The organism is Pseudoalteromonas sp. BSi20311 (assembly GCF_000239875.1).
Classification (GTDB): Bacteria; Pseudomonadota; Gammaproteobacteria; order Enterobacterales; family Alteromonadaceae; genus Pseudoalteromonas.
The window spans coordinates 1-25,754 of the sequence record NZ_BADU01000080.1; the positions used below are offsets into that span (position 1 = coordinate 1).

The 25,754-nt window shown below is 39.5% G+C and carries 20 protein-coding genes and 2 tRNA genes; 16 read left to right on the forward strand and 6 right to left on the reverse strand.

Translation table 11 applies throughout. The features are described from left to right. Positions 1–315: 315 nt before the first annotated feature. Positions 316–1,590, forward strand: coding sequence for a diguanylate cyclase (locus tag P20311_RS09150; protein ID WP_008112020.1), 1,275 nt, complete (start codon positions 316–318; stop codon positions 1,588–1,590). Between the two features lie 57 nt (positions 1,591–1,647). On the opposite strand, the gene P20311_RS09155 is transcribed toward P20311_RS09150, so the two are convergent. Genes P20311_RS09155 through P20311_RS09180 form a run of 6 tightly spaced genes read right to left on the reverse strand, consistent with a single transcriptional unit; the run spans position 1,648 to position 4,348 of the window. Next, a complete protein-coding gene (locus tag P20311_RS09155; protein ID WP_008112023.1) occupies positions 1,648–2,325 on the reverse strand; it encodes an rRNA large subunit pseudouridine synthase E in 678 nt (225 codons plus the stop codon). Beyond that, the gene (locus P20311_RS09160) at positions 2,325–2,654 is read right to left on the reverse strand and encodes a TusE/DsrC/DsvC family sulfur relay protein (RefSeq protein ID WP_008112024.1); all 330 of its coding nucleotides are present in this window, start codon (positions 2,652–2,654) and stop codon (positions 2,325–2,327) included. The genes P20311_RS09155 and P20311_RS09160 overlap by 1 nt, the downstream gene beginning before the upstream one ends. Positions 2,655–2,657: 3 nt before the next feature. Next, positions 2,658–2,924: a DsrH/TusB family sulfur metabolism protein gene (locus P20311_RS09165; protein WP_028835169.1), complete on the reverse strand. Its 267-nt coding sequence runs from the start codon at positions 2,922–2,924 to the stop codon at positions 2,658–2,660. Further along, positions 2,921–3,277, reverse strand: coding sequence for a sulfurtransferase complex subunit TusC (gene tusC, locus P20311_RS09170; RefSeq protein ID WP_008112028.1), 357 nt, complete (start codon positions 3,275–3,277; stop codon positions 2,921–2,923). Before tusC ends, P20311_RS09165 begins: the two co-directional genes overlap by 4 nt. Continuing rightward, entirely contained in the window at positions 3,274–3,627 is a 354-nt protein-coding gene (tusD, locus tag P20311_RS09175; protein ID WP_008112031.1) for a sulfurtransferase complex subunit TusD, read from the reverse strand. Before tusD ends, tusC begins: the two co-directional genes overlap by 4 nt. A gap of 55 nt (positions 3,628–3,682) precedes the next feature. Next, positions 3,683–4,348 carry a Bax inhibitor-1/YccA family protein gene (locus tag P20311_RS09180; RefSeq protein WP_008112034.1) on the reverse strand — a complete coding sequence of 222 codons (666 nt, stop codon included), beginning with the start codon at positions 4,346–4,348 and terminating at the stop codon, positions 3,683–3,685. 252 nt (positions 4,349–4,600) lie between these two features. Between P20311_RS09180 and P20311_RS09185 the strand changes: the two genes are divergently transcribed. The 15 genes from P20311_RS09185 to P20311_RS09250 all read left to right on the forward strand — a co-directional run bounded on the left by P20311_RS09185 (position 4,601) and on the right by P20311_RS09250 (position 25,694). Further along, a tRNA-Ser gene (locus P20311_RS09185) sits at positions 4,601–4,691 on the forward strand. A 51-nt stretch (positions 4,692–4,742) separates the two neighbouring features. Then, positions 4,743–4,833: transfer RNA gene (locus P20311_RS09190), tRNA-Ser, on the forward strand. 174 nt (positions 4,834–5,007) lie between these two features. After that, complete coding sequence (locus tag P20311_RS09195) at positions 5,008–5,388, forward strand: hypothetical protein (protein WP_008112036.1); 381 nt, start codon at positions 5,008–5,010, stop codon at positions 5,386–5,388. 128 nt (positions 5,389–5,516) lie between these two features. After that, on the forward strand, positions 5,517–5,975 hold the full coding sequence (locus P20311_RS09200; protein WP_008112037.1) for a GAF domain-containing protein: 459 nt from the start codon (positions 5,517–5,519) through the stop codon (positions 5,973–5,975). Continuing rightward, entirely contained in the window at positions 5,975–6,253 is a 279-nt protein-coding gene (locus tag P20311_RS09205) for a hypothetical protein (protein ID WP_008112039.1), read from the forward strand. Before P20311_RS09200 ends, P20311_RS09205 begins: the two co-directional genes overlap by 1 nt. Before the next feature lie 16 nt (positions 6,254–6,269). Next, the gene (proQ, locus tag P20311_RS09210; protein ID WP_008112041.1) at positions 6,270–6,908 is read left to right on the forward strand and encodes an RNA chaperone ProQ; all 639 of its coding nucleotides are present in this window, start codon (positions 6,270–6,272) and stop codon (positions 6,906–6,908) included. A gap of 27 nt (positions 6,909–6,935) precedes the next feature. Further along, positions 6,936–8,960 carry a carboxy terminal-processing peptidase gene (gene prc / locus P20311_RS09215; protein ID WP_008112043.1) on the forward strand — a complete coding sequence of 675 codons (2,025 nt, stop codon included), beginning with the start codon at positions 6,936–6,938 and terminating at the stop codon, positions 8,958–8,960. 159 nt (positions 8,961–9,119) lie between these two features. Continuing rightward, the gene (gene nhaC / locus P20311_RS09220; RefSeq protein ID WP_036932638.1) at positions 9,120–10,604 is read left to right on the forward strand and encodes a Na+/H+ antiporter NhaC; all 1,485 of its coding nucleotides are present in this window, start codon (positions 9,120–9,122) and stop codon (positions 10,602–10,604) included. A gap of 50 nt (positions 10,605–10,654) precedes the next feature. After that, on the forward strand, positions 10,655–13,249 hold the full coding sequence (gene pepN / locus P20311_RS09225) for an aminopeptidase N (RefSeq protein ID WP_008112046.1): 2,595 nt from the start codon (positions 10,655–10,657) through the stop codon (positions 13,247–13,249). A gap of 3 nt (positions 13,250–13,252) precedes the next feature. Further along, complete coding sequence (locus P20311_RS18685) at positions 13,253–13,474, forward strand: DUF2835 family protein (RefSeq protein ID WP_016900377.1); 222 nt, start codon at positions 13,253–13,255, stop codon at positions 13,472–13,474. A gap of 253 nt (positions 13,475–13,727) precedes the next feature. Further along, positions 13,728–15,824 carry a DUF1302 domain-containing protein gene (locus P20311_RS09230; RefSeq protein WP_008112050.1) on the forward strand — a complete coding sequence of 699 codons (2,097 nt, stop codon included), beginning with the start codon at positions 13,728–13,730 and terminating at the stop codon, positions 15,822–15,824. Positions 15,825–15,837: 13 nt separating this feature from the next. Next, on the forward strand, positions 15,838–17,202 hold the full coding sequence (locus tag P20311_RS09235; RefSeq protein ID WP_008112052.1) for a DUF1329 domain-containing protein: 1,365 nt from the start codon (positions 15,838–15,840) through the stop codon (positions 17,200–17,202). Positions 17,203–17,325: 123 nt separating this feature from the next. After that, a complete protein-coding gene (locus P20311_RS09240) occupies positions 17,326–18,321 on the forward strand; it encodes a YCF48-related protein (RefSeq protein WP_008112054.1) in 996 nt (331 codons plus the stop codon). Beyond that, positions 18,321–20,642: an RND family transporter gene (locus P20311_RS09245; RefSeq protein ID WP_008112056.1), complete on the forward strand. Its 2,322-nt coding sequence runs from the start codon at positions 18,321–18,323 to the stop codon at positions 20,640–20,642. The genes P20311_RS09240 and P20311_RS09245 overlap by 1 nt, the downstream gene beginning before the upstream one ends. A gap of 210 nt (positions 20,643–20,852) precedes the next feature. Further along, on the forward strand, positions 20,853–25,694 hold the full coding sequence (locus P20311_RS09250; RefSeq protein WP_008112058.1) for an NAD-glutamate dehydrogenase: 4,842 nt from the start codon (positions 20,853–20,855) through the stop codon (positions 25,692–25,694). Positions 25,695–25,754 lie beyond the last annotated feature (60 nt).

Here is a 25,754-nt window from a genome sequence, read left to right on the forward strand (position 1 = left end):
TTTTTACTTATCCGATTAGATTACACATTTTGCGGTGCTATTGTAGCCCCTTTGTTTGAACACATTTTAATTTGAAAAGAACAACAGGTCCAAGATGTCAGGCCATTAAATTATAAACACTCATTTAAGTTATAAATGATGAGTAAATGTTGTTTATTTAAGGTGTTAGTACTGTTTATAGAAAATCAAAGAATATATTTATTATTGTTCATTAACAAACCTTTACAACCAAATGATTATGCAATACCTTTAGATGAGTTTAAATTGCATAAACACTCAAATAAGTATTTATAATATAGTCAATGGAATGAATATATGAATTATGCTTCTCAAGCACAAAAGGTAAAATCTTACATTGTTGAGTTATCAACAAAGGTACAACGCGATGATTGCTTAGTAGCAGAACAATTACCACATAACTTTAAAGAATCAGCTTACAAACTGTTTTATCAAACCATTAGGGTTCCTCGTCCTTACCGCTTTGAAGAACCCAACCCTATTTTAGCGCTATTTAGACTCATTGAACATTCTTTAGACTTTATTAATCCCTTTCAACAAGTCATTTTAAAGCAGCTAGAAAAGTGGTGGTTAGAATGGCATTTTGTTGCCACTATGAATGCTTCTCTTGAAATGAAACACGTTGAACAGCAGCGTTTTGTTAGTAGTGCAACTGAACATCCAATGCGAAAACATGAACTGAGCCATTATGCAAAATTATTTACTATTTTGCCTTTGCCCGTGTGTAATGTTTGTATGGTAACCGGCGATATTTTAAAGCTTAATCAACGGTTTGTAGATGTATTTGGCTATACAATTGATGATATCCCTAATTTAAAACAGTGGTGGAAGGTCGCGTATCCTGAGCCTAGTTATAGAGAGTCTGCTCAAACGATGTGGGGTGAGTCTTTAGCGCAGGCAAATAAAAATAATGACGATATTCCTGCTAATGACTATCAAATTGTATGTAAAGATGGTTCGAAAGTGATAATGCAAGTGTCAGGTATTAGTGTAGAAAGTGAATTTATTGCTGTATTTAACGATGCGACGGAGCGTTTGAAAACCCAAGAGATACTCAGCGATATGGCCTTTTTAGACTCATTGACTAAAATTGCCAACAGACGCCGTTTTGACGAAAAATTACATGCTGAATTTAAAAAACTGATAAAAGTAAATACTCAACTTTCTATGATCATTATTGATATAGATAATTTCAAAAAATTTAATGATAGGTATGGTCATATTGCAGGGGATAAGTGTTTACATAGCGTAGCGCAAAAGCTAGCAGAAACAGTCAGTCGTCCTGAGGACTTTGTAGCGCGCTATGGCGGAGAAGAGTTTGTTGTTTTACTCCCACAAACAGATAATCAAGGTGCACTCTTTATTGCAGAACAAATACAAAAATCTATTGAAGATTTAGCGATAGCTCATGAAGATAGTTTTACTGGCTTTCTCTCTGTGAGTATGGGAGTTCATACGGTAAAACATGGCGAAAAAACTAACCATGTCGATTTCTTTAAAGCAACGGATAGTGCGCTGTATTATGCAAAAAGGCAGGGCAGAAATTGTATTGCCTTAGGAAGGCATGAATAACACAGCATGTTTAACCTTTGCTTTTAATGCCAGATAAGCAAAGACTAACGTAAAGTATTAACTGTTGGTTGGTGGCCCACTGATTTTATATTGACCTGTTTCAATTCCATCGAGTGTGTATTTACCAATACTATAGCGAATTAACCGTAACGTTGGGTGGCCAATGTGTGCGGTCATTCGTCGAACTTGACGGTTCTTCCCCTCGTTTATAGTGATACTCAACCAAGATGTTGGAATTGATTTACGTTCTCTCACTGGGGGAGTGCGTGGCCAAAGCGCTGGTTCATCGATTAACTTTACCTGTGCAGGTAAGGTTAATCCATCTTTGAGTTCGACCCCTTGACTGAGCGCATCAATAGATGCTTCTGTAGGCACCCCCTCAACTTGTACCCAGTACGTTTTGTTGGTTTTTTTACCAGGAGCGGTTAAGGTATTTTGTAATTTCCCGCAATTGGTCAATAATAACAAGCCTTCACTGTCTCTGTCTAAGCGACCCGCAGCATAAACATCTTTAATAGGAATAAAATTAGCCAGTGTTTGTCTATTTTGCTCGTCTGTGAATTGGCAAAGGACATCATAAGGTTTGTTAAATAAAATAACTTTTTTATCGCTTTGGGCTATCTGTGGCTTAATTGCTCTTTTTATCGGGCTCTTTTTTACAGCACTGCGCGAATATGTACGACCTGTATTGCGTTTACTTGTTGATGATGACGTGTTTTTAGCTTTTTGTTTCATTAAATACACCGTGCAGGTTTAGGTAAGCCCGCAATTTTAGTGGCTTGTTTGGCCGGTCCCTTCGGAAAAAGCTTATACAGGTACATGCTATTACCTTTATCCTCACCGAGCGCTTTAGCCATCGCTTTGACTAACATTCTAATGGCTGGACTGGTGTTGTATTCTAGATAAAATGCGCGCACAAAGTTAACAACTTCCCAATGCTGCTCGGTTAATATAATGCTTTCATGTTGTGCAATAACATCGGCTAACTCTTTTGACCAATCAGTATGATCTAGCAGGTAACCTTGCTTATCTGTGTCTATTGTTTGATTATTAAATTCCAGCATAAATCACCAAGTAATTGATTGTTTAGATGATAAACTTAGGGTAACGAACTCATCATAGCTAATCGCTTTATCATTCAAATTTAAAGAGATACCACGCGCCGCTGCATCGTCCTTTAAAATATAAAGCGAATCGGCAAATTGTCTGTATTGCCCTTTAGCAAAACAGGCATCACCCACTAATAAAACCGAGTCTGTTAGCATAATCAGATTATCGAGACTGTTTGCACTGTAGTAATTCAGTGGTTTTGAAAATATATGTAAAGTGCTCATAGCGTTACCACGTGCTGCTGATTTTGAATTAACTGTTTTTGGGCATTAAAGTTAACGGTTTTTACTTCAATAAGTAGCTCATTTTTACTTAAACCGTAGTCAATGAGTGACTTCTCACACACGTAGATATTATCAACATCATATATTTCTAGGGTTTTAATATTTTTAAAAAAATCTTTAAGCCCCAAACTATTCGGGCTTTGATTTTTTTTAAGAGCTAGCACCGCAGGACCGCTAAACAACCAACTTATATTTTGATCAACTGCGGCAAAAATAAGGGTCATATCAAGTGCATCGCGAATATGCATGTCATCAAATGGGCTTGATTGACTAATAACGAGTACATTAATCATTTAAATTGTATCCATTTATCTGCTTCACTGGCTAACATAGCAAATTCAGCGAGGCCAGCTACAGCGAATACACCAGTATTTTGCATATCTAAGCCACGCTTTTCAGCTGCCGTAACGCACAGCATTAAATTAATATTTTTGTCGGCTAGCTGTTGCCAAAGCGAGGATAAATTGAGCTCATCAGAGGCAAGCTCAAAATGAGTAGAAGCATGATAGATACCATCTTGGTATAAAAATATTGCATCAATACTATGCCCTTGTGCTAAACAAGCGTGAGCAAATTTAACAATACGCTGTGTGGTATCGTGATCCGATGGTGGAGTATGTAAAGAAAGTACAAAGCGTGCCAAAACTATTCCAATAAAAAAGCCCCAATAAAGGGGCTATTTTAACAGAACTATTTAATTAGTCATTATTTGCGCCAAGTAACGCAAGTAAAGACGTAAATAAGTTATAAACGCTCAGGTATAAAGAAACCGTTGCGCGGATATAATTCGTTTCGCCGCCATTAATGATTCTGCTCGTATCGAACAAAATTAGGCCAGACATGATTAGTACCACGGCTGCGTTTAGTACCATAAACATTAAAGAGCTACCTAGGAAAATATTTACAATACTTGCCACGATAACCACAATTAAGCCCACAGTTAAAAAACCACCCATGAACGAGAAATCTTTTTTAGTGTTAAGTGCATAAGCAGATAAACCAAAGAAGATTAACGCCGTAGAACCTAGCGCTTGCATAATTAGCATAGGGCCATTAGGTAATTGTGCATAGTGATTAAGGAGTGGGCCTAAACCAGCGCCCATTAATCCTGTAAACGCAAACACCCAAAATACACCAGATGCTGTGTCGGCTTTTTTGTTAACAACAAAAAGCAGACCAAATGAGACCAGTGTAAATACTAGTCCCATGAAATAAGGTAATTGCAGTGCCATTGAAATGCCGGCGGTGACGGCACTAAATGCAAGTGTCATTGCAAGTAGAAAATAAGTGTTTTTAAGCACTTTGTTTGTTTCAATGGTCGACATTACCGGCTTTGCAGTATTGTACGATTGATTAAATGCCATTGTAGAGCTCCTGTAAGTGAAACTAAGTAGTTCCTGTAATTTAACTAAAATTAGATTACCAACTCTTATATGTTTGGGCAAACCTTTGTAGATCAATAGACAACTAAATTTAAATAAAAGTTCACTCGGCGTATAGGAATCGCCCTTTTTGCTTTATGTTTAAATAAATTAGTTGTTTTTTAATCACTTGAACAAATAATTGAAAAAAAAGCTTCACAAAGCCCATGGGTTTCCCTATTATTCAGGCCGTGCGGAGAGATGGCAGAGTGGTCGAATGCACCGGTCTTGAAAACCGGCAGGGGTTTATAGCCCCTCTAGGGTTCAAATCCCTATCTCTCCACCACCTTATTAAAATAACTATGAGTACGCACTTACTTGTAGTTTATGCACTTTCGGAGAGATGGCAGAGTGGTCGAATGCACCGGTCTTGAAAACCGGCAGGGGTTTATAGCCCCTCTAGGGTTCAAATCCCTATCTCTCCACCATTATATTAAAGCCCGCTTATTAGCGGGCTTTTTTGTGTCTAATTTTCGCTATACCTAACCTCAAAACCAAGTATATTTAGTTAAAAAATACGACCATAGTCTCTATTTATAAGCTACAGCTCTTAGGGCATGCTAAGAAATAAGATTTATGCTTGTGTATTTAAGGTTCTTACTATGAAACATCAACTTGCTAAAAGCGTCGCACTTTCATTATTATCTCCTGTTATTATCGGCAGTATGCTAGGAATATATTACGCATTGACTATGCGTGGTGACGCGGTGTCTATCTTTTTAGGGCTATTGATGACGGCCATTGCTAATGCCCACATAGTAGGGTTAACGATGGCTGCGTTTGTGGTGCCAGGCTACTTACTTATGTTTAAGTATTCTAAGGTGAATTATTCTGGGGTATTAACTCTTGGCTTACTGGGTGGCGCTATTTTTAGCTATCTGCTTAGTGCGACTACTGGCGAGATATTTTTAATCAATAGTGTGATGTCGGGATTTGCTGCAGGACTGTTTTTATTTGGCCTGCGTAAATCGGTACAAAGCTAATTGCAGAATATTTAATCAAGTGTGTCGTAAAACCATGTAATTTCCTTTTTTTTACCCGCAAAAGGTTTCAATTTTTAGTGACAAAGAGTACCTTTAGCTACTGTATGTTTAATAAGAAGTAGTTTGGTATGCAAAAGCACGATTTTTACCAGTCATTAGTTAAGCAAACTGAATCGCTGATAGGCGGTGAATCAAACATAATTGCCAATATGGCAAATATTAGCGCGCTATTATTTACTTCTTTAGAAGATGTGAATTGGGCGGGCTTTTATTTTATGGATTCACCGACAGAATTGGTACTTGGTCCATTTCAAGGCAATCCAGCTTGTATTCGTATTCCGGTAGGGAAAGGGGTATGTGGCACTGCTGCGGCAACCGAGCAAACCCAGTTAATTTCAGATGTGCATGCGTTTGACGGTCATATAGCCTGTGATGCGGCGTCAAATTCTGAGATAGTTGTACCTATCATGAAAAACGGCCGTGTATTTGCGGTACTTGATATAGATAGCCCAAGTATTGGCCGATTTGATACTGATGACCAAGCAGGGCTTGAAGCACTTGTAAAATGCTTAGAGGCTAGCCTGTAATGAAAGATTTGCTAAATGTTCAAGATTACCTATTCGCCGTTCAAGATGTAGGTGATTGGGAAGGTGAAGAAGAACATGTAGCGGAAACGCTCAATGATTTGATTCACATGGCCTGGGATCGTCTACCTGATGATTTAGACTGTGATTCAATTGATGAAATTATAAATGGTATTTGGGAACATTTACGTGGTGATATGGCTGTGATTGAAACTGACTTTGAAGAGTTAGTTGATTGGAGCATCCACTATGTTGATTCTGCCCTTGATGAAAAGATGTGATTAAATAGGTTCTAAAATGGAAACCACAAACAAGCTAAAAGATATTAATGAAGTATTGGAGTTCTTATACCAAGAATTTCCACAATGTTTTAAACAAAAAGAAGGCATTCAGCCGCTTAAAGTAGGTATCTTTAAAGATATCGCTGAGCGTATTGAAGGGTCTGAAAAAGTTAGTAAAACACAAGTACGCCAAGCACTTAGAAAATACACATCTAACTGGCGCTATCTTGAAGCGGTTACTAAATCTGAGTTCCGTATTGATCTTGACGGAAATCAAGGCGAGAAAGTTGAGCAAGAGCATATCGACCACGCACAAAAAGCGTTGGAAGAAAGCCGTGCTAAAATGGCAAAGCGCAAAAAGCAGCAACGCCCACGTCAAGACTCAGATGCAAAATCTTTTAAGAAGAAGCCAGCGCATTCAGCTAAAAATCCATCAGCTGCAGCAAAACCTGCCAAAGCCGCTGCGCCTAAGCGTTCAGGAAAAGTTGAACCTTTACCTGCAGGCGAGGTCAAGGTTAATAACAAGGTTAAAGTTAAACTTGGCCAAGCACTTGTTAATGCAGTAATCACTGAAGTAAACAAAGACGATGTTCACGTTGAACTAGTGACAGGTATGCAAGTAAAAACCAAAGCCGACAGCTTATACATTATTTAAGTTGCGAAAAAAATTAAGGAGTTGTGTATGAGTAAAAAGTTTACGCTCATTCCGTTAGTTGCTGCGCTGTTTTCAGGTTCGTTATTTGCTGCAGTAGAGCCGGTAACATTAGAAGACTTACCCTTGTTAAAACAAGAAAGTCAGCACGGTACAGCCAGCAAACGAGTGGCTAATCTATTTACTCGTTCACATTACACACCCGTTCGATTTAACGATGAGCTTTCGAGTAAAGTATTTGATCGTTACATCGAATCCCTTGATTTTAATAAAAGCGTGTTTTTAAAAAGCGATGTAGACTCATTTGAGCTATATCGTAACCGTTTTGATAACGCGCTGCTTAGCGGTCAGTTAGGGTTTACGTTTGATATTTTCAACTTAAGCCTTAAACGCCGTTTTGAACGTTATGAATTTTCACTGTCGCTACTTGAAAACGAAATGACGTTTGACGAAGAAGATGAATATTTTTATGACCGCGAAGATGCACCGTGGGCAACTACCCAAGCTGAGCTTGATGAAATTTGGCGCGAACGGGTAAAATATGATGCACTGCGTTTAAAAATGACTGGCAAAGATTGGCCAGGCATTAAAGAGGTGTTGACTAAGCGCTATAAAAACGCAGAAAAACGCCTTGTTCAGTCAAAATCTGAAGACGCATTTCAAATTGTAATGAACTCGCTAGCACGCAGTATTGAAGCGCATACTTCATACTTGTCACCTCGTCGTGCTGAACAATTTAAAATGGACATGGACTTAGAGCTTGAGGGGATTGGCGCAGTATTAACGCCTGATGAAGACTACACGGTTATTCGTAGTCTAGTTCCAGGAGGCCCTGCAGACAAATCTGAGCAAATTAAAGCCGATGATCGCATTATTGGTGTGGCTCAAGAGGGCGAAGAGTTTGTTGATGTTATTGGTTGGCGTTTAGATGACGTGGTTGATCTTATAAAAGGTCCTAAAGGCACGAAAGTACGTTTACAATATTTAAAGGGTGCAGATGCTCACGGTACGCCAAAGGTAGTTGAGATAACCCGTGATAAAATTCGTCTGGAAGACCGAGCAGCAAAATCAGAAGTATTTGAAGCCAGCTATTCAGATCTGACTAGTAAAATAGGGGTAATCGAAATCCCTGGCTTTTACAACAACCTTTCTAAAGATGTAAAAGTAGAACTTGCTAAATTAAAAGAGCAAAAAGTTGACGGTATTATTATAGACCTACGTCAAAATGGCGGTGGTTCGCTATATGAAGCGACGCAGCTGTCAGGCTTGTTTTTTGATCAAGGCCCAGTGGTACAGATTCATACATTAAATAATCGCATTGAAGAGCAAAAAGATCGTGATGGCATTACTTATTACGATGGCCCACTGACAGTGCTTGTTGATAGATACAGCGCGTCTGCATCTGAAATATTTGCAGCGGCAATGCAAGACTATGGCCGCGCAGTTATCATAGGTGAACAAACCTTTGGTAAAGGCACTGTGCAGCAGCATAAAGGCCTCGCACGTGCTTATGATTTATACGATAACCCGCTAGGTAGTGTGCAATATACAATTGCAAAGTTTTACCGCATTAATGGTGGTAGTACACAGCATAAAGGGGTGATCCCAGATATTACGTTCCCATCGGCTATTGACCCTGCTGAGTGGGGGGAAAGTAAGCAAGATAATGCACTACCATGGGATAGCATAGTACAAGCACAGTATAAGCAAATAGGGCGTTTAAATCCTGTTATAAATGTGCTTGAAAAACAGCACAATGAGCGAATTAAAACTGAACCTGAATTTAATTATGTGTTTGAGGATATCGCTCGTTACAACGAAGAAAAAGATCGTAAAACAATTTCTTTAGTCGAGAAAAAACGTATTAAAGAAAAAGAAGAAAATGAAGCGCGAGCATTAGCACGCACTAACGAGCGTTTAAAGCGTTTAGGCAAACAACCTTTAGAAAATTTAGATGACGTGCCTGAGGTAATTGAAGAGCTTGACCCATTTCTTGAAGAAGCAGCACTTATTACACAAGATTATATTAAATATGGTCGCGTAGCTAAGCGCTAACATAGGCTTTATTCAGTAAAAAAAAAGGCGCTAAGGCGCCTTTTTTACTATCGATAATTTGCTAAATTGTTATAATTGCTGATTACCAAAAGTTGAGCTAGATCAAGCATGCTCAATAAATGCGCGTACGTGCTAATAAAAATAATCAACATGCATCGAATGTGTGTAGGAGTCTATATTTTGAAGCCAATTGAAGAAAAACCACTTAAAAGTGCCTCGTTTCTTGATGCACTCATTCCAATTACTGTATTAATTTGTTTATTAGGTGCCGCTGTGTACTTATTTGGTGATGACTCATCGTCAGGACCAAATCAAATTGCCTTGTTGTTTGCAACATTCGCTGCGGCATTAATTGGTTTAAAAAATGGCTACACCTGGAAAAAATTAGAAGATGCAATGATTGAGGGGATCACCTTATCTCTTAGTGCAATTTTGATCTTACTCATGGTAGGGGCATTAATCGGAACCTGGCTATTATCAGGAACCGTACCAACGTTAATTTATTACGGCCTCCAAATTATCAATCCTAGCTGGTTTTACGCCGCGAGTTGTTTAATTTGTGGCATTGTAGCAATGAGTATTGGTAGTTCATGGACTACAGCAGCGACTATAGGTGTCGCGTTACTTGGTGTAGCTTCTGGGCTTGGTTTAGAGCCGACAGTTACCGCTGGCGCCGTAATATCAGGCGCTTATTTTGGCGATAAGCTTAGCCCACTATCAGAAACTACCAATTTAGCACCGGCTGTTGCTGGCGCTGATTTATTTGAACACATTCACCATATGTTATGGACAACTGTTCCAAGCTTTGTAATTGCATTAATCATCTTTGTTTTCATGGGCTTTAACGCGACAGCAGCGGGAGAGGCTGGTCAAATAGACCAAATAACTGCAATTCTTCAGCAAAACTTTAACATTGGCTTAGAAATGTTGGTGCCTTTAATTGTGTTACTAGTCTTAGCAATAAGAAAAATGCCAGCGTTTCCGGCTATTTCTATAGGCGCTGTCATTGGCGCTGTATGGGCATTGTTATTTCAATCTGATTTAATTGCTAGCCAAATAGATATGACCCAAGGTGAATTTGTTGGTTACTTTAAACTGGTTTGGACCACTTTTTTTGACGGTTTTACTATTAGTACCGGTGATGCAAAAATGGACTCGTTACTCAGTGGCGGTGGCATGTCAGGCATGCTAACCACGACATGGTTGATCATGACGGCACTTATGTTTGGTGCGATTATGGAAAAAACGGGTCTACTTGATATATTTGTTAAAAGTATTCTTAAAATCGCAAAAAGTACCGGTTCATTAATTGCTTCAACTATTGCTACCTGTATTGGTACCAATATTATCGCAGCAGATCAGTATATTGCTATTGTTGTACCCGGGCGTATGTTTAAAGAAGAATATAAAAAACGCGGGTTAAAGCCGGTTAATTTGTCACGCACACTAGAAGATGGCGGTACAATTACCAGCCCGCTCATACCATGGAATACCTGCGGTGCGTATATGCAAAGTGTCCTATTAATCAATCCGTTTGACTATGCGCTTTATGCTTTCTTTAACCTTATAAATCCTTTCTTAGCCGTTATTTATGCTTACTTAGGTATTAAGATACTGCGTATCAAGCCTAAGAAAACGGCTTAATTTAAGTAGCTCCTTTTATCACTAAAAGGGGCTATTTTTTTGGAGTGATCATGACTGAACTACAAAAACCTCAAGCAGAATATTTAAAAGACTATAAAGCCCCCGATTTTTCAATCGAGCATACTGAGCTGACTTTCGACTTACAGCCATTAACGACTCAAGTAAATGCTTTATTAACGCTTAAACGCGTGGGTGATTCAAATGCACCACTGGTATTAGATGGCATTGACTTAACTTTGATTTCTTTATCGATTGACGGTGCAGAGCTCACAGATTATAAAATTATAAATCAGCAATTAATCATTAATAATCTGCCTGATGAATGTCAGTTAAGCATAGTGACGCAAACTTCACCGCAAACAAACACATCACTTGAGGGGTTGTACTTATCGGGCGGGGCTTATTGTACTCAATGTGAAGCGCAAGGGTTTAGAAAAATAACCTACTATATGGACCGTCCTGATGTACTTTCAACTTTTGATGTCACTATTATTGCCGATACGGCATTTCCGCATTTGCTCTCTAATGGTAACCAAGTGGACAGTGGTGAAACGCAAGATGGACGCCATTTTGTAAAATGGCAAGATCCGTTCAAAAAGCCGAGTTATTTGTTTGCTCTAGTGGCAGGGGACTTTGATGTTTTACACGATAAATACACTACCCGCAGTGGTAAGGATGTCACCCTAGCGTTATTTGTCGATAAAGGAAACTTACCTAAAACAGAGCATGCTATGACGTCGCTTAAAAAAGCGATGGCTTGGGATGAGTCACGTTTTAATTTAGAGTATGACCTTGATATTTATATGATTGTTGCCGTTGATTTCTTCAATATGGGAGCAATGGAAAATAAAGGGTTAAACATTTTCAACAGTAAATGTGTGCTGGCAAATCAAGAAACGGCAACCGATAAAGATTACCACACCATTGAGTCTATTGTTGGCCACGAGTACTTTCATAACTGGACCGGAAATCGTGTAACTTGTCGTGATTGGTTTCAGCTGTCTTTAAAAGAAGGTTTAACGGTATTTAGAGATCAAGAGTTTAGTAGTGATTTAGGCTCTCGTGCGCTAAATAGAATTGACGCGGTAAAAGTGATGCGCACTCATCAATTTAGCGAAGATGCCGGCCCAATGGCACACCCAATACGCCCAGAAAAAGTCATCGAAATGAATAACTTTTACACCGTTACTGTGTATGACAAAGGGGCTGAAGTTATTCGTATGATGCATACATTGTTGGGTGAGGAAAACTTCCAAAAAGGCATGATACTGTATTTTCAGCGTCATGATGGCCAAGCGGTTACCTGCGATGATTTTGTTGCGGCAATGAGTGATGCATCATCAATTGATTTATCACAATTTAAGCGTTGGTATAATCAGTGTGGGACACCACGTTTAAACGTTACCAAAGCGTATGATGAAAGTGCACAAATCTTCACGCTCACTATAGAGCAACTTGCGCCCCTGAATCAGCCTAATAATGCGATGTTACATATTCCTTTTGCGATTGAACTTTTAGATCAGCAAGGCCAAAGTATTGCATTGCAATACCAAGGTAAAAAGGTTGATAGCGTATTAAATGTTACTCAAGCTAAACAAACATTTCATTTTGATAATATTGAACACAGTCCAACCGCCGTATTGCTAGAAGATTTTTCAGCACCGTGTATTTTGAATCAACAGATCACTGAAGCTGATTTATTACATATTATGCGTTTTGCACGCAGTGACTTTTCACGCTGGGATGCACAACAACAATTGTTTATTGATGCACTCAAGGCAAACGTTATTTCAGCTAGTAATGCACCACTAAGCGATGCCGTTATTGATGCACTTAGGGTGCTAATATCGCAACGAGAGGGTGATTTAGCGCTGATTGCTGAACTCTTAAAACTGCCTAGTTTTGATACTTTAGCTGCGGAGTTTGACGTTATTCCGGTTGATGACATTATTGCCAATATTGAGCTATTCGAACAACAAATTGCCAAACAACTACATACTGAGTTTTTAAGTTGTTATCAGGCAATCACCGATGATGGTAGTGTGAGTGCCAAAGCGGTGGCTATTCGCGCTTTAAAACAACTTTGCTTGCACTATTTAGCAAAAACAGACAGTGCTAAGGCGGCAAGCTTAATTGAGCAGGCAGCAGCATCAACAAATATGACTAATGTGCTTGGCGCTTTGAGCAGTGTAGTTAAAGCTGCGCACCCATTATCAAATCAATTACTTGCGCATTTTGACAGCCAATGGCGCCATGATGTGCTAGTAATGGATAAATGGTTTGCTTTACAAGCAATGAACAGCGCTGATGATGCCATTGAGAAAATTAAGGCCTTGTATACACATCCATGTTTTGATTTTTCAAATCCGAATCGAGTTCGTGCATTAGTGGGGAGTTTTTCGCACTTTAATACCGCACAATTTCATCGCTTAGATGGTCAAGGTTATACATTACTTGGCGATTTATTAATTAAGCTTAATGCGATTAACCCGCAAAATGCATCACGTATGTTAACGCCGTTTATGTCATGGCGCCGCTATGATGAAACCCGTGCCAGTGCAATGAAAGCGCAATTAGAGCGCCTTTCGAATTTAGAAGGTTTAAGCGATGATTTATTTGAAAAGGTTGAAAAAGCTTTACAATAAATCATGATAGAACATTATTTTTATATAAATTTGAGCTATAACGAGTGCATGGATTATTACCATGGCCGGTATAGCTCAATTCAAGTAACAGCTGATAGCGGCAAAACAATTCGTTTTGCTGCACATTATCTTCGGCCCTTCATGTCTAGTTTAGGTATTCGTGGTCGGTTTAGACTTATTTTAAGTAATGAAAACAAGTTCATCCGTCTCGAACGAGTAGCCTAGCTGTTGTTTTTTGTGATATAGATATACACAAATATTGCCTTTTTGTTAATTTCGATTTGTTCTATTGTTAATTTACGTGTATAAATTATCTGGTATGACGTCTTACCAATACGTAAACGTTAAACAAATAAAAAACTTATAACTGATTGAAGGCGACCATTTGTAATTTGTTTAATTCGCTTCTATCGTTACGATTACACTAAAAACAATAACTTGATCACACAAAAAATACCCGCGACAGGGGGGAACCAAAATGATAAGAAGATCGCTTTTTGTTAAAAATAAAATAGTACTCGGCTTAACAGCTGCGGCTATCGGTTTATCAGCAGCACAGACACAGGCTGCAACATTTGAGGTAGGCGGTTTTGATATCGCTTTCGACTCTACTTTTTCTTATGGGCAAAGTATTCGCGTAGAAGACCGTGACTTTAACCTCATTGGTAAAAGTAATAACCCATCATTTGATTGGACAGGTTATAACCCAGCAATCAATACAATTTATTCATCTCAAGATGTTTGGGCTCAACCGGGCTCTTACTCAAATAATGGTGATGCAGGCGATTTAAACTTTGATAGCGGCGAAACTTTTTCAAAGCTATTAAAAGGCACGCATGATCTATCAATAAGTAAAGATAACTACGGCTTATTTACTCGTTTTATGTACTTTTATGATTTTGAATTAATGGACGGCGATCGTGCCTACGTTAATCCAACATCAGGTCAGGGTGTAGATCCGTGTGATGATGATGATACTAAAGAGCAAAGCTGTGCTGACATTCGTTTACTTGATGCGTATGTGTGGGCAAACTTTGATTTAAATGAAGGCAAAAACCCGCTTTCTATTCGAGTTGGTCAACAAGTGGTTAACTGGGGGGAAAGTACATTAATCTCTCATGGTATTAACGTAAACCCGGTTGATATTGACCGATTAAAAGCACCAGGTGCTGAACTAAAAGAAGCGTTTATTCCGGTTGGTATGTTGTGGGCCTCATTAGGGCTTACAGAAAACATGACCTTAGAGGGCTTTTATCAATACCAATGGCATGAAACACGTTTACCAGCAGCAGGGACTTATTTTTCTACCAATGATTTTGCGGCTGAAAACGGTTATCAACAAAATGTACAGCTTGGTTTTACCTCAAATCCTGATATTGACTTAGCGTTTTTAACAGATAACTTGAATAACCTGATGGCAACTTATGGCCAAGTGGCTGCGAGCCAAGGTATTGACCCTTCAAGTGCAGCTGGACAAGAATTACTGGCCAATATGTACTTAGCGTACCCAACTAAGGTTGCCCTTAAAGGTAAAGGCTATGATGGAAAAACCGAACCTGATGATGGCGGCCAATATGGTTTACGCTTAGGCATGTTCTTACCCGAGTGGAACGATACAGAAGTGGCACTTTACCATGTAAATTACCATAGCCGTCGTCCACTTATTTCAGGTCGCGTATCTAATTTCACGCAAGCATCAATACAACAAGATTTAGCGATGATTGCCACCACAGAAATTACCTCTGATAACGTATCTGATTTAAAAGCATTTGCTAAAGCGACAAACGAATACCCTGAAGATATTAAACTTTACGGTTTAAGCTTTAACACTTCACTTGGTGAAACAGCGTTTGCTGGTGAGTTTACTTTTCGTGAAGACGAACCATTACAAATCGATGACGTAGAATTACTTTATGCAGCTATGCCTGAGCAATTAGCGATTGCCGATTTACGCACTGAATTTGCGGGTATTTCGCAAATGAGTAAAGGTGATGCTGCAAGTGTTGTAGGTCCAGGCGAGCTGGCTAAAGGTTACATTGAACGTAATACTTCACAGCTACAGTTTACGGCAACGCATTTATTCGGCCCTTCATTAGGTGCTGATAGCTGGGCAGTTGTCGGTGAAATTGGTGGTGTTCGCATCAACAATATGCCTGAATACGATGAAATGCGGTTGAATGTGTCTGGTACTGGTCGAAGCGGTATTATGCAAGGCCCAGGTAGTTCAGACTATTCTGCATTGCATATGGCTTTATCAAATGGTCCTGAGCAAAAATCGTTTGCTACGGCGTCGTCTTGGGGTTATCGCTTAATTGCCAAAGGTGATTACTTTAATATTTACAATGGTATTAACTTTTCACCTCGTTTTGTGTTCTCGCATGATGTTAATGGTAATACGCCGGACCCAATGTTCTTATTCATTGAAGATCGTAAGTCACTAGGTGCTACTATGAGCTTTAATTACCAAAATGCATGGTCTTTAGATGTAAGTTACAACTCATTTTGGGGTGGTGGCGACACCAACACTTTCTCTGACCGAGATTACGTTTCTTTTAACTTAAAATATTCTATCTAGGGGTAACATTATTATGATTAAAAAACCTACCCTCATTGCTACAGCGTTTTGTAGTTTGTTTGCAAGTCACACAGCACTGGCTAAAATTAGTCCAGAAGAAGCTGCGCGTCTAGGTAAAGACCTAAGCCCAATTGGGGCAGAAAAAGCAGCTAATGCAGATGGTTCAATCCCAGCGTGGAACGGTGGTATTACTGCTGCACCAGCAGGTTATGAGCCAGGTATGCACCACTTAGACCCTTACGCAACTGATGAAGTATTGTTTACTATAGATAAAAGCAATATTGATAAGTACAAAGAAAATTTAAGCCCAGGGCAAATAGCATTATTTGAAGCGTACCCAGATACGTTTAAAATGCCTATTTACAAAACACGTCGTTCAGCGTCATACCCACAGTTTGTATACGATGCGACAAAGAAATTTGCTACTACAGCTGAATTAGTTGAAGGCGGTAACGGGATTAAGAACACAGCAATTGGTATTCCATTTCCAATTCCTAAAACAGGTTTAGAAGCAATTTGGAACCATTTACTTCGCTATCGTGGTCAATCAATTGAGCGCTTTGGTGGTCAAGCAGCGCCAACGGCATCGGGGTCGTACAACTATGTTGGCTTTGATGAGCAACTATTAGTTAAATATTCTGATCCAAGTGCAACGCCGGCTGAACTACAAGACTCTAATATTTTGTTTAAGTTTAAACAGCAAGTGACAGAGCCAGCACGTTTGGCAGGGACCGCGTTATTGGTGCATGAAACCATGGATCAAATTTTAACGCCGCGTCAAGCGTGGACGTATAATTCAGGTCAGCGTCGTGTTCGTCGTGCACCTAATGTAGCGTATGATGCTCCGGGTACAGCAGCAGATAGCTTACGTACTACCGATGATTTTGACATGTTTAACGGCTCACCAAATCGTTATAACTGGACGCTAAAAGGCAAGCAAGAGCTTTACATCCCATACAATAGCTACAAGCTTCACAGTGATAAGCTAACCTATGATGATATTTTAAAGCCGGGCCACATCAACCCAGAGCATACACGTTATGAAAAACACCGTGTGTGGGTTGTTGAAGCGAACTTAAAAGATGACACGCGCCATATTTATAAAAAACGTGTGTTCTACATTGATGAAGACAGCTGGCAAGTACATGTTACCGATATATACGATAATCGCGACCAACTGTATCGTGTAGCAATGGCTTATGGCCTTAACTACTACGAAGTACCGACTCAGTGGAGTACGCTTGAGGTTTACCACGACCTTAACTCACGTCGCTACTTAGCCATTGGTTTAGATAACCAAGAAAAGATGTATGATTTTTCTCAGTCATTTAATGATAATGAGTTCACATCGAGCGCTTTACGTCGCGCTGGCAGATAGTATAAAAGCAGGCACCTAGTTTCCTAGGTGCTTTTTTCTTTCACATCGCGTTTGTCTATTAACGCACAGGTTTTCCTCTTTATAACAGACAAACAAATCCTCAGTTCAAGGCGAATTTAATTTATGAAGTATTTGGTCTATGCCAGCCTGATTCTAAGCGGTGCGAGTTTTGCACAAGACGCACCTTTAAGTGCGATTAGCGCGATTAATGCAGATAAAACACTCCTTACCGATATCACACAAACCTCAGCAGGGCTCATTGCTGTGGGTAAGCACGGTACGGTCATTAAAAGTGTTGATGGTAACAATTGGCAACAAGCACAATCAGTGCCTACACAAGTATTACTAACAGCGGTTGAATTTACTAATGATTCTAATGGCTGGGCATGTGGACATGACGCCACAATTATAAATACCACCGACGGTGGTGAGAACTGGCAGTTACAACAAGCAAAGCTCTCACTTGATAAACCCTGTTTAGATATTTATTTTAAAGACGATTTACATGGTTATGCCGTGGGCGCCTACGGTATGTTTTATCAAACCAGTGATGGCGGCGAACATTGGCAAAAACGCTTTTTAGATTCACTGTTATTTAGTGAAGATAGAGCGTACTTAAACGATTTAAAACAAACCGATCCTGAGGGTTACGAAATAGAAACCTCGTCTATATTACCTCACTTTAATCGCATTGAACCGACTAGTTCGGGTTTAATGCTAGTGGGAGAGATGGGCTTAATGGCAAAAAGTGATGACGATGGCCAAACTTGGCAACGTTTAGATGAAATTTACCCTGGCTCGTTTTTTGGTTTTGCTTTTGATTCATCGCAACAAATCGTCGCAGGGCTACGCGGTAATATTTTCGTAAATAAAACCGACAGTGGACAATGGCAGCATTTAGAAAATGACAAAACCGCCACTATTAATAGCATTATCAACTACAACAATAAACAATGGCTATTACTGGCTAATAGCGGTGTTATTTTTCATCTAAAAGATGATGAGTTGTCATACGAGCAATTGGCCGATGGTAAGGCAATACTTGATGGTGTAATTGTTAAAGATAGACTTATTCTGGCGACAGAAAATGGCATTAAAGTGAAGGAGTTGACCCCTTAATGCAAGCAATTTTAGATTTCTTAGAAAAAGCGATTTTTAGACACCGCTTAGTGGTGCTCATAAGTTTTGTGTTGATCACCTGTTTATTGGTTTTTAAAGCAACACAGATTCAACTTGATGCGTCATTTAATAAAAATATCCCGCTCAATCATGAATACATGAAGGTATACACTAAACATGAGAAACAGTTTGGTGGCGCTAATAGTATTTTAATTTCAGTATGTGATGACAGTGGTGATATTTTTAACCCTGAATTTTTTACTCAATTAAAAGCTGTGCATGACCAACTTTACTTTATTCCAGGAGTAAATCGTCCCTTAGTAAATTCAATTTTTTCACCTAGTGCTCGCTTTGTTGAAGTCGTTGAAGATGGCTTTGCTGGCGGGCCTATTATACCAGCCAACTTTAAAGCCGATAAGCAAGGCTTAGGAATTGTTAAAGAGAACATTGAAAAGGCCAAAGTAGTGGGTCGTATGATAGCAAGCGATTATTCGTGTGCCATGGTCACCGCCCAACTGTTAGAGACTGATCCGCAAACACAAGAAAAATTAGACACTCTCGCTTTTGCAAAAAAATTAGAAAGCGAAATTCGTGAGCCTCTAAGTACCGAAAAGATCAGTATTCATATTATTGGTTTTGCAAAAATGGCCGGCGATATAGCCGAGGGCGCAAAAGGGGTTGTATTATTTTTTGCCATTGCAATTGCGTTTACTTTTGTCATGGTATGGCTATTTTGTGGCAGCTTAAAACTTACTATCTTACCGATTGTGTGTTCAATTATTGCGGTAATTTGGCAGTTAGGATTGCTTTCTAGCTTAGGCTTCGGTCTTGATCCTATGTCTATCTTAGTGCCATTTTTAGTGTTCGCTATTGGCGTAAGCCACGGTGTGCAGATGATTAATGCCATTGGTAAAAAGGTTGCTGAAGGTAAGTCTACAGCAATATGTTGCCAATCAAGCTTTAGGGCTTTACTTGTGCCTGGCGGGATTGCGTTGTTATCTGATACGGTTGGCTTTTTAACCCTATTAACCATTGATATCGGTATTATTCGTGAACTTGCTATTACTGCGAGTTTAGGTGTGGCAGTGATTATATTTACTAACCTTATTTTATTGCCTGTATGGGCATCGTATATGCGCTTTGAAAACAGCATCCATATTCAATCAGGTGATGCTAATAAACCGAACATACTCGATGCAATGCGCGATTTGTTGGTTAAAGCAACCGACCCAAAAACAGCAAAAATCATTATTGGTTTCACTCTGGTTTTATTTGCACTGGGCTATTGGCAAGCAGACAAAATGCGTATTGGTGATTTACATGCTGGGGCACCATCATTGCACCAAGATGCACGTTATAACCAAGATACCTTTTTAATATCGGACAAATACACCATTTCGTCTGATATTTTAAAAGTGATTGTGGAAGCATACCCTGCGGCCTGTACAGAGCACGATGTAATGGAACGTATATCGCGTTTTCAATATAAAGTTGAAAACTTAGCGGGCGTGCAGTCAGCGGTGAGCCTGAGCTCAGTGGCACAATCAGTCAATGCCGGTTACAACGAGGGCAATTTAAAGTGGCAAAGTTTGCCGCGCAATTCTGCCAGCTTAGTGCAATCAACGTCACGTGTAGAAACCAGTACAGGGTTATTAAACGGTGATTGTTCGGTAATGCCGGTGATTATATTTTTAGACGATCACAAAGCACAAACAATTGATAACGTGATTGCAAAAGTAAAACAATTTGCCGATGAAGAGGGCACAGATAAACTTGCCTTTAAATTGGCATCAGGGCCAGTTGGTGTTATGGCGGCAACAAATGAGTCTGTTTCAGCAGCGCAAATACCCATGATGCTCTATGTTTACGGTGCGGTTATTATTTTATGCTTACTTAGTTTTAAGAGTGTAAAAGCAACAATTGCGGTGGTATTACCCTTGTACATAGTATCAACCCTTGCACAAGCATTGATGGTACAGCTTGAGATTGGTCTGACTGTTTCAACGTTACCAGTGATTGCTCTGGGTGTAGGTATTGGTGTTGATTACGGTATTTATATTTTGTCATCGATGATGGGGCAGTTAAAACAAAACGTACCATTGAGTATTGCTTATCGTAATGCATTAGTTGAACGTGGTAGTGCGGTGTTATTTACCGGTATTACATTAGCGATTGGTGTAAGTACGTGGATTTTTTCTGATTTGAAGTTCCAAGTTGATATGGGAATTCTGCTTACCTTCATGTTTTTAGTAAATATGTTGGGCGCAGTGTTACTTTTACCTGCAATTGGCAGCTTGCTCTGGACTGACCAGAAAAAATAAGGTGAATAAATTTGCTCCAAAATGGCCAGTAATGGCCATTTATATCTATATTTTGTGAATAGATGACCAAATAGCTGAAATGCTTAAAATGTTTTCATCGAAAAGGCTGTTTATTAGTTTCAAAAGGGTTAGAATTTAACTGACTCCACGCTAATAAATGGCTGTACAAATACTCTGCTAAACTAGCAGTGATAGATTAAGGAACATACAATGACACGAAATGAAGGCCAAGCCTCGGTTATTTTAGATAACGTCTGTAAGCTTATCCAGAAAAAAGTTCGCGCTGATAATGTGTTACTCGTTGAGAAATTCGCCAAAGCCTTGTACAGCAATATGTCTAAAGAGGATTTGGCAAATCGCAACGACAGTGACTTATATGGTGCTGCACTTAGCCTTTGGAATTCGCTAGAAAAAAATACATCAGATGACGCAGTTATTCGCGTTTTCAACCCTGAAGTGGCAAAAGATGGCTGGCAGTCATCGCATACCATTGTAGAGATCATTGCTAAAGATATGCCATTTTTAGTTGACTCTGTGCGTATGGCCATGACACGAGAAAACATTGCCTCTCACTTACTTCTACATAGCCCACTGAAAATTCAACGGGATAAAAACGATAAAATATCAGGGTTATCAAGCTTAAAAGCAGAGCAAGAATCAACATCAACAAAAACAGTATTCTTCATAGAAATTGACCGTCAAACAGATGCTACTGTTATTGAGTCTTTCAAAAAAGAACTTGAATCTGTACTCGTTGATGTATCGGTTGCGGTTGAAGATTGGCAGCCTATTCGCGAAAAACTAATCGCAGTTAGCAAAAGCTTACCTAAAAGCCACAAAGATAAAAATGATAACGAAATAAATGAAACCGTTGAGTTCTTAGATTGGCTAGTAAAAGACAACTTTACATTAATGGGTTACCGCCAATATGAGCTTTCGCCAGTCCAAGGTGATTATCAATTAAAAGGTAAAATGGATACCAGCTTAGGGTTAATGAAAAACTCAGATGCTGAGCATACACGTTTGCTTTCTGAGTTACCTGAAGTGGCTCGTCAAGAAGCACGTAGTAGTAACTTATTAATTTTAACAAAAACCAATTCATTATCTCGAGTTCATCGCCCAGCCTATATTGATTATGTGGGTGTTAAGCGTTTTGATGACAAAGGTAATGTGATTGGTGAAGACCGTTTTATAGGTTTATTCTCATCTAACTTTTATAACAACAGCGCTGCTGATGTCCCGGTTCTTAAAAGCAAGATTAATCGCATTATGGATATGTGTGATTTTGCTAAGGGTACACATGCATACAAAGCGGTATTAAACATCTTAGAAACCTACCCACGTGACGAATTAGTGCAAGCTCGCGAACATGAGCTACTTGAAGTTGCTATGGGCGTGTTACAAATTCAAGAACGCGACATGTGTCGTTTATTTGTTCGCAAAGATGCATACGGTCGCTTCCTATCTTGTATGGTGTATGTACCACGTGAACGTTATAACACGGCGCTGCGCCGCGAAACGCAAGCTATTTTAGCTAACGCATTTAATTCTGACGTTAAAGTCGAATTTACTACCTATTTCTCTGAGTCTACACTGGCGCGTACCCATTACACTGTTCGTGTGACCGACAACAATATTGAATATAACGTGAAAGACATAGAAAACAACCTAATAGAAGCCGCTCGTACTTGGGAAGACAAATTACAATCAGCCTTACTTGAATCTGCTGGTGAGGCCCGTGGTAATGAATTAAACCGTAAATATTGCAATGCCTTTGCACGCTCATACAAAGAAGAAGTATTACCTAGCGCTGCAGTGGTCGATATTGAAAAGCTAGAAATGCTAAGCGATGATAATAAGTTAGAAATGTTGTTCTATCGTCCACAAGAAGAAGCAAGCAGCAATATTGTGCGTTTAAGCTTATTCCATAAAGATGAACCAATTCATTTATCTGATGTTATGCCAATGCTTGAAAACTTTGGTCTACGTGTTGTAGGTGAAACGCCATACTCGGTTAAAACCAGTGATGGTGGCGTAAATTGGGTCATGGACTTCTCTATGCTAATTGATAGCAAAGGGATGGCTGATTTTGATAAGATCTCTGCACGTTTTCGTGCTGCGTTAACCAGTGTATGGGCAAACCGCTTAGAAAACGATGGCTTTAACCGTCTTGTGTTAATGGGTGGTTTAACGGGTCGTGAATCTTCAATTTTACGTGCATACGCAAAATACATGCGCCAAATTGGGGTCACTTTCTCGCAAACGTATATTGAAAGCACCTTTGCGAATTACCCGCATATTGCCGCTAAAATTGTAAACTTATTCTCTAAAAAGTTCTCTGTAAAAAGCCCTGCAAGTGCTAAAACGCTTGAAAAGCTAGGCTTGGAAATTTACGCAGAGTTAGAAAACGTTGCCAACCTTGATGATGATCGTATTATCCGTTTATACGTTGATATGATTGTTGCCACACTGCGTACTAACTACTTCCAAAAAGATGCTGAAGGCAAATTTAAGTCTTACATCTCACTTAAAATTCAGCCAAGTTTAATTCCAGAAGTCCCACTACCTGTTCCAGCGTTTGAGATATTTGTTTATTCTCCACGTGTTGAAGGTGTGCATTTACGTTTTGGTAAAGTTGCCCGTGGTGGGTTGCGTTGGTCAGATCGCCGAGAAGATTTCCGTACAGAAGTACTTGGCTTAGTAAAAGCGCAACAAGTAAAAAATACCGTTATTGTACCGGTAGGTTCTAAAGGTGGATTTGTATGTAAACAACTACCTAGTGAACGTGAAGCGTTTATTAAAGAAGGCCAAGAATGTTATAAAATCTTCATTCGTGGTTTATTAGACATTACAGATAATATTGACCGCGGTGAAATAGTACCTGCTGTTGATGTTACTCGTCATGATGAAGACGATGCGTACCTAGTAGTAGCAGCGGATAAAGGCACAGCAACATTCTCTGACATTGCCAATGGCATCGCAAACGAATATAACTTCTGGCTAGGTGATGCGTTTGCATCAGGTGGTTCAGTAGGTTATGACCATAAAAAAATGGGTATCACAGCGCGTGGTGCATGGGAGTCTGTTAAACGTCATTTCCGTGAAATGGATATTAACTGCCAAACAACAGACTTTACAGCAGTTGCTATCGGCGACATGGCCGGTGACGTATTTGGTAATGGTATGCTGTTATCAAAGCATATTCGCTTGCAAGTGGCATTTAATCACTTACATATTTTCGTTGATCCAAACCCAGATGCAGCAGCTTCTTACCCAGAGCGTGAACGTTTATTTAAATTACCACGTTCATCATGGGAAGATTACAATAAAGAGTTAATCTCAAGCGGTGGTGGTATCTTCTCGCGTGCTGCTAAGTCGATTACGCTGACCCCTGAAATGAAAAAGATGTTAGGCACTAAAAAAGCCAGCATGACGCCAAATGAGTTGATCAAAGCATCATTAATGATGAACTATGATTTATTGTGGAATGGCGGTATCGGTACTTACATTAAGCATTCTAAAGAAACTGATGCCGATGTTGGGGATCGTGCAAACGATGCGCTGCGCATAAATGGTAAAGACCTTGGTGCTAAAGTATTTGGTGAAGGTGGTAACTTAGGTGCAACCCAACTAGGTCGTATTGAGTTTGCAACTCAAGGCGGTCGCGTAAATACTGACTTTATCGATAACGTAGGTGGGGTTGCGTGTTCAGATAACGAAGTAAATATTAAAATTTTACTCAATGGTTTAGTTGCGGAAGGCGACTTAACGCGTAAGCAACGTGACGAACTACTTTATTCAATGACTGATGAAGTGTCTGAATTAGTACTTAAAGATTGTTATCGTCAAACGCACACTTTATCGATTACTCAATCGAAAGGAACCTCTACGCTTAAAGAAAAAGTACGCTTTATCCATGCGCTTGAAAAAGATGGCAAGCTAGACCGTGCAATTGAGTTTATTCCTACTGATGAAGAGCTGGCAGAACGCGCCGCCGCAGGTAAAGATTTAACGCGCCCTGAGTTATCTGTATTGGTTTCTTATGCGAAAATGGTGCTCAAAGAGTCATTAGTCACTGATGAAATTACAGAAAACCCGTATTACCGTCAGTTATTAGTTAAATCATTCCCGCGTCCATTACGTGAGAAATTTAATGATGCAATGGATAATCATCCGCTACGCAAAGAGATTATTGCCACTAAGTTAGCAAATAATATTGTTAATGATATGGGCTTAAACTTTATGGTGCGTATGAATGAAGAAACCGGTGCAAATGAAGCTGAAATTGCATTGTGTTACTCAATCGCAAGTGAAATTTTCCAAATGCGTGAAACATGGTTATCTATTAGTGATCTTGATAATAAGATACCATCAAGCGTACAAACAGAAATGTTATACCAATTACGCCGTACAGTTCGCCGTGCAACACGTTGGTTCCTGCGTCATCGCACCAAAGCACAATCAATTGAGCAAGCGATCGAAATATTCTCACCAACATTTGCAGATTTAAGTGAAAACTTAACTAAATACATCGTTAAAACAGAAAGCGATCGTATTGTAAGTGCGCGTGAAGAACTAACGCAAAGCGGTGTACGTGCTGATATTGCACAGCGTATTGTATCGTTATCAAGCTTATTCTCGGTAATGGATTTAACGCAAATTGCACAAAACTCTAATCGTAAAATCGATATGGTGTCGCACACTTACTTTAAATTAGGTGCGCAAATGGGACTACATTGGTTCTTAGATCAAATCACTAATCAACCGGTTTCTAACCATTGGCAGGCATTAGCGCGTGCGTCATATCGTGAAGAGTTAGATTGGCAGCAACGCACCTTGTCAGAAGTTGTATTAAACAGCTTTGAAGGTGAAAACAGTGATGTAGATGGCCAAATTGAACAATGGATGGATAGTCAAGATCTGTTGCTTCAACGTTGGAAGCAAATGCTGACAGAGTTTAAAACATCGCAAAGCCATGATTTTGCAAAGTTTTCTGTCGCATTAAGAGAGCTTATGTTGCTTGGTCACAATTGTGATACATCAGCAAAGTAACAAACTGCTATTGATTAAAACTAATCGTTAAACAGTTTTTGTTATATAATACCTCAGCCT